Here is a 5,848-nt window from a genome sequence, read left to right on the forward strand (position 1 = left end):
GCGATCACCTTTTCTACGTTGGTGACGAAAAACCGTTCAAGAACTTTGAGTTGAAGGTGGACGTGATGACCGAACCGGGATCGAACGGCGGGATTTATTTTCACACGAAATATCAGGCGACCGACTGGCCGAAGTACGGGTTCGAGTGCCAGGTCAATGTCAGTCACACCGACTGGAAAAAAACCGGCAGCCTTTACGACGTGGTGAATGTGGCTTCCACGCCCGCGAAGGACAACAAGTGGTGGACGCAGCACATCATCGTCAAGGACAACAAGGTAACGGTGAAAATTGACGGCCAGATCATCTTCGAATACACGGAACCGCCCGGAACCCAGCCGGGCACGGCGTTCACCCGCAAGCTGGATGAAGGCACATTCGCGTTGCAGGCGCACGACCCCAAAAGCGTGGTTCGTTACAAAAACATCCGGGTGAAGCGGCTCGATTGAAATCGCGCAGACTTCGTCGGTCCCGGCGACCTGGTTGGACGCGCGCTTAGAGCGAACGCCGTGATGATCGCCGTGAGCGGGCTTTACAATTCCGGGCTTGTCAAGGGTGCGCAGCGGGGCCAGCATGAATCAACCCTATGAAAAGGCGATTCCTCCAGTGCGCTGCGTTTACCTTGATCGAACTCCTGGTTGTCATTGCCATCATCGCGATCCTGGCCGGTCTTTTGTTACCCGCCCTGGCCCGCGCAAAGGGGAAGGCGATGACCGTCAAGTGCAACAGCAACATGCATCAGGAGGCAATCGGGCTGCATATGTACGCGGACGACAATGCCGATTTCTACCCGGCCTATCCGGACTGGGCAGATATGGGTGGGAAAACCGGCACGATGACACTGCACGGCGGAAAACTGGCGCCGGAAAAACGACCGCTAAACGCTTACGTGCCCGCCCTTGAAGCGTTCCACTGTCCCTCGGACAAGGGTGATTCGTTGTGGAAGGCTCAGTTCCCAAAGGGCACGAAGAGTTGCTTCGACGGCTGGGGCAACAGCTACCTCACGGTCTGGGCGGTCGAAACGTTGCGCGTCAAACACGTGACCGGCGATTCCACCGCCGCAAAGGGTACCCCGCAGGCGACCCCGATAAAGACGAGCGAGATTTCGCGCAGTGCTTCCAACAAGTTGATCCAGGGCGATTGGCCGTGGTGGGCCGACCGCGACAAAAACGATCCGTGGAGCCAATGGCACAATTACAAGGGGGAGTACCGCTTCAACGTGATTTTTGGCGACGGCCACACCCAATACTTCCAGTTTCCGAAACAGGCTTACCAGTGGAACTACACGGGGCCCGCTCCTGATCCGAACTTCACGTGGTGGTGACGCGCGAAGTTTCCGTGTTTGGTCCAGATTCTCCCGCCGTGGCGTTCATCCCGTCTCATTTGCCACTTTTTCAGGGTGCGTTATGCTTGGCAGGTATGAGCGACAACAGTTGGCAGAAAGAATTCAAAGAAGTCTATGACGGTGGCGTGGCCGCCTGGCAGTCGGGGCGCTGTTCGCCGAAGAAGATGTTCGGCGACGCGGACGCCGCATTTCTCGCGAGCATCGGTTGCACAAGACAGGAACTGTTTGACTTCGTGGATGACGCCCAAAACCACGGCGAACCGGATTTTGCCACAGTGCTTGCAGTCCAGGCCATCCGACGCGACTACTTTCTCGACGTGATGGGCGGCAAACCATCGGGCCGCGTCGCTTCGATGGATGATCTGCCGGCGAAGACGGACGAGGTGGATGGAATCGAGTGGCTTCCGCGCATCATTGAAAAGGCGCGGCTCAAACTTCGCGGTGAAATGCCCGCCGATTTGATGTACGGCTGCGGCGGCGACCGTCCGTTTCTGCGCCGGATGAAAATGACACTGCCAGAATTTCTGAAACTGGTCCGGGAATCCGGTCCGGACGATCGGCGAATTGTCAACGCGGTGAAGCGCTCGGCGGGCCTGGTTTGACCGCGCGGGTCAGAGGCGGTCCGATTCCGTCCGGTCGGACTCCGCGCCATGCGGCGGGGAAAAGATTTTCAACCACGGCTCTTTCAACAGGGCCATACGCACAATATCCTGTCGCCTGTCGCCGACCTTGATGTCTTCAAAAAAAATCCCTTCCAACTCGAAGCCGAACCGGCAGTTCAGATTCAGGTTCCGGATGTTCACGTCGCGCGAGTGAATGTAAACCTTGTTCAGGTTCCGGATCATGAACGCATAATAGAGGAAGCCGAACGTGGCGCGTTTGCCGATGCCCTTGCCCTGCAATCCGGATTCTCCCACGAGTTTTTTCATCTCCAGTTTGCCCGCCAAAGGATCGATGTTCTCGCCGCCCACGATTCCCACCGGCTGGTTGTCGTAAAAGATTCCGAAGTAATCACGCGTGGGATGCGCAAAATGTTTCTGAAGGTCTTCGGCCCTGTCGGGAAACGCGGGCACGAAACTTTCACGGACTACGGGGTTCCTGAGCCACTCGACGACCCGGGCAACAACGGCCTGTTGCAAAGGCCGCAACGTCACATGCTGGACCGTCAGTTGCCTGCTCGCCGACCATTCGTCCCTGACCGAGGCAAGAGTGAAAACCTCGTTGTAATACTGGATGCCGGCGTTGGGGTTTTTCTCCTGCGACATGAGATTGTCGAGCAAATGGGAGGCGACCCGCAGGATTTCCTCCTTGCGCACGCCGTAATTGATGAGTTCGTTGTAGAAGCCTTTCGAAACCAGTTTGAGCATCTGGTCGCGCTGCTGTTTCCTGGCCGACTTCTCTTCGTTCCCGTCGTTCATGCATCATGCGGGTTGGTGTCGTTCCGCCGATCCCATTTGTTCTCCGAGAGGGCGGAAGTCCAGATTTTTTTCCGCTGTCACTCCGGTTCAATCCGCCGCCGGCTTGAGCTCCGCGAGCGTGACACCTTCGCGTTCGCGCAAGGTGGCTTCGACCTTCGGCACGTATAACTGCGTCTCGGCGGGCAGGCGTCCGGCGATGGCTTCAAACGTGCGCGCCTTCTGCTTTTGGAGCAATTCACCCACGCGGCCTTCGCCGGCGTTGTAGGCGGCCAGGGCCAGCCGCCAGTCGCCGAACTGTCCATAGAGCCGGCGCAAATGCCGGGCCGCCGCGCGCGCGCTCTTTTCCGTCTGCAACCGTTCGTCCGAGGGACGCAGCGAGAGATTGAGCGAGCGGGCCGTGCCGGGCATCAACTGAAACATCCCGACGGCGCCGGAAGGGCTTCGCGCGGCCGGGTCGAACGAGGACTCGACCTCGGCGACCCAGACGAGTTCGGGCGGTAATTTTTCCGCGGTGAAAATCTCCTTCAGGCGGGGCACGCAATCCCGTGCGAGCGGCGGAAGCGGACGCCGCCTCACTTCTCTCACCCAAACGCTGCTTTCGGCCCGGGGCGAAGGATTCGGCAGACGGGACGGCCCGGTTTTGTCGGGTTTCGCTTCGCGCCGCAGCTCTTCGGAGACATCGAAGTAATCGAGGCGGGTTTGCAACCACACCGCGTACGGGCGGGTCTCCTCGAATTGTTTCAACACCGGCAAAAGGTTGGTGGCCGTCTCGTGCAGGGCGCCGAGATCATAGACATAGGAGCCTTGAAACCGTTTTCGGAGTTCGGCGAGGAATTTCTGCACGCGCTCCTTGTCCACTCCCAGTTCGTCCAGCGCCGTGTCGTCGAGATTGTCTTTCGCCCATTCCTGGACCGACTGTAGGATTTCATCGGGATCAATCTCCAACTCCTGCGCCTTCGCGGTGAGGACGATTGAAAGCCCGGCCAGGACGGCACAAATTCTTCTCACACCGCCAAGCCTACCAAAATCCGACCGCCACGGAAGGGACAACTTGAACCACGCAGTCCCGAGGTTCCCGGACCCACCTGGTCATCCGGGTGCGTCCGTCCACCAAAACCGCCGCACGAACCGAGCTGCCGATGGCCGCGACGAGGGGCGGACTGCGAGCCGGGAGGCAGAATTACTCCAAAAATGGAAGAACGGCGAACTGGTCGCGGAAGGAACGACAACATCTCCACATCACTTGTCCAGAATGAACAACTGATAGTACTTGGAAAGCTTGCTGTCGAGTTCGTGCGTGGGGAACCCGCGAAATTCATAGTCGAACTTGTAGCGGTAGGTGACGATGGCCTTGTCAGCGGGCACCGGCACGAGCGTTTCCCAACGATTGGTCAGCATGGGCGTGCGCTGCATCGGGTACTGGTCCAGGCCGATGACGACGTATGGCTTGATGGAGTCCTTGACGAGGCTTTGCTGGCGGCTGTTCCACTCCACCGCGAAGGCGTATTGGCCGTTGTCTTTGCGCGGCAGGCGGCTCGGGGTGAGGTTCGTGATGGAGGTGGTGGCGCAGCCCACGAGCAACCAGGGAAGCAGCAGCATCGGCAGCAATCTCTTCAAATTCAACATAGCGGGCACAGCGTTACATAAGCGTCGGCGGCTTGTAAAGTTGGATTTGGGAAGGTGGATGGTGAACCACGCGCAACCGGTCCTGGAACAACTAGCGCAGGCGTCTGGACCGCAAGACTGAAGTGAACGCGAGCGGGTGTTGAACAAGTTCCTCGAAAACGACGTTGACAGCCAAAGCTTGAGGAGTAAGTTCGCGACACAGGTTGTAAGGGGCCCAAACGGTCGTTTGTTTGGGAAACATTTTGGAGCGTCGCAATGAACGCCAAAGCTGAAACCAAGGAGGCCAGTCGCAATGTCCCTGCTCGACGCATTGTTACTTGACCCTTACCGGATCAATGTCTGGATCGCGTATCGGACCGATGGCGTCAAAGGCTCCGGCACGGAGGAAGACCCCTACAACGGCTCGCCCCGATACGAGAGCGCGATTTCCGTGTCCGGTTTGACCAGTTCAGGCCGGGAAGCCACTGCCACGACGGGCGGCAACCACGGTTTCTCCGATGGCGATGTGGTCACCATTTCCGGCGTCACCGGCGTCGACGGCCAATACTACAACGGAACTTTCGTCATCTACGGGAAAACGGCGACCACCTTCAAGTATTGGATGAAGGGAAGCCCGGCCGGAAATGGGAGCGGCACGATGGTTTGCGCCCTTACCCATTACCAATTCGATGAAATCCGCGGCGTCCTTGGGGCGAACACCACCATCCATCTTGGTCCGGGTGTGTTCCCGACGCAGGGCATCGGCTCCGACGGCTCAGGTGTGCCGGTCCTTACCGGTCAAAAGATCATCGGATCGGGGATTGACGTAACGATCGTGAAATTGGTCAGCGTTCGAAGTCCGATTGTCCAGTACTGGGTGCTTGGGACGGGTGCACACCTGGAATACTTTGCAGTTTCGGATTTGACGTTGGACTGCAATTTGGATGGGCAGTTAATTGGCAGCTACACATTCCCACCCATCGCCTGTTCGGGGGTTCTCGTGTCCGGGGCGCACGTAAAATACCGGCGCGTGCGCGTCATAAACTTTGGCGATTCGAGTGGTGCCTTCGAGTGTTTTGTCATGTGGTCAGCCGGGGCAGACCCCAACCCCGCCTTCGTCGAATCCGTTGATTGTCTGATGGAAGATTGCATCCTGGAACAACCGGCCATCAACCAATACGGGTTGGTCACGGTGATCAACATGGGTGCCACGGAGGACGCCAAGGGGGTCATGGGCTATCATCGCGCGTGCGTGGTGCGCAACTGCCTCATTGACTGCGAATACAAGATCAATCCCGTGGCGATCTCGCAGATCAGCTATATCGTCATCAATCCAGGCCCGAACCAGACCATCGAAGCGACGGTTACGACACGAGTCGCTCATGGGCGCGCAGTAAACGACTGGGTGAGAATTTCTGGAGCGCTGGTCAACGGATCGCTGGCAAACGCGTTCAACGGCTCGTTCAAGGTCACGGCCGTGCCG

At 58.3% G+C, this 5,848-nt stretch carries 7 protein-coding genes; 4 read left to right on the plus strand and 3 right to left on the minus strand.

The window, feature by feature from the left end:
• From VN887_04200 to VN887_04210, 3 genes are all read left to right on the plus strand, one after another.
• Nucleotides 1-446: DUF1080 domain-containing protein (locus tag VN887_04200; protein HXT39207.1), on the plus strand; the 446-nt coding region annotated here is incomplete at its 5' end.
• 137 nt (nt 447-583) lie between these two features.
• Nucleotides 584-1,321, plus strand: coding sequence for a type II secretion system protein (locus VN887_04205; protein HXT39208.1), 738 nt, complete (start codon nt 584-586; stop codon nt 1,319-1,321).
• Between the two features lie 95 nt (nt 1,322-1,416).
• A complete protein-coding gene (locus VN887_04210) occupies nt 1,417-1,944 on the plus strand; it encodes a DUF5069 domain-containing protein (protein HXT39209.1) in 528 nt (175 codons plus the stop codon).
• A 9-nt stretch (nt 1,945-1,953) separates the two neighbouring features.
• On the opposite strand, the gene VN887_04215 is transcribed toward VN887_04210, so the two are convergent.
• The 3 genes from VN887_04215 to VN887_04225 all read right to left on the minus strand — a co-directional run bounded on the left by VN887_04215 (nt 1,954) and on the right by VN887_04225 (nt 4,386).
• On the minus strand, nt 1,954-2,760 hold the full coding sequence (locus tag VN887_04215) for a GNAT family protein (protein HXT39210.1): 807 nt from the start codon (nt 2,758-2,760) through the stop codon (nt 1,954-1,956).
• Between the two features lie 87 nt (nt 2,761-2,847).
• Nucleotides 2,848-3,768: a lytic transglycosylase domain-containing protein gene (locus VN887_04220; protein ID HXT39211.1), complete on the minus strand. Its 921-nt coding sequence runs from the start codon at nt 3,766-3,768 to the stop codon at nt 2,848-2,850.
• Between the two features lie 231 nt (nt 3,769-3,999).
• Nucleotides 4,000-4,386 (minus strand): hypothetical protein, encoded by a 387-nt coding sequence (locus VN887_04225; GenBank protein ID HXT39212.1) that lies wholly within the window; start codon nt 4,384-4,386, stop codon nt 4,000-4,002.
• Between the two features lie 292 nt (nt 4,387-4,678).
• Here VN887_04225 and VN887_04230 point away from each other — a divergent pair.
• Nucleotides 4,679-5,848 (plus strand): hypothetical protein (locus tag VN887_04230; GenBank protein HXT39213.1); only part of this gene is annotated, 1,170 nt, incomplete at its 3' end.

Origin of the sequence: Candidatus Angelobacter sp. (assembly GCA_035607015.1) — a bacterium.
GTDB lineage: Bacteria > Verrucomicrobiota > Verrucomicrobiia > Limisphaerales > AV2 > AV2.

Excerpts from the sequence above, each read along its gene's own strand:
- VN887_04205 (HXT39208.1), top strand. The coding sequence starts at position 584 with ATGAAAAGGCGATTCCTCCAGTGCGCTGCGTTTACCTTGATCGAACTC.
- VN887_04210 (HXT39209.1), top strand. The coding sequence starts at position 1,417 with ATGAGCGACAACAGTTGGCAGAAAGAATTCAAAGAAGTCTATGACGGT.
- VN887_04215 (HXT39210.1), bottom strand. The coding sequence starts at position 2,760 with ATGAACGACGGGAACGAAGAGAAGTCGGCCAGGAAACAGCAGCGCGAC.
- VN887_04225 (HXT39212.1), bottom strand. The coding sequence starts at position 4,386 with ATGTTGAATTTGAAGAGATTGCTGCCGATGCTGCTGCTTCCCTGGTTG.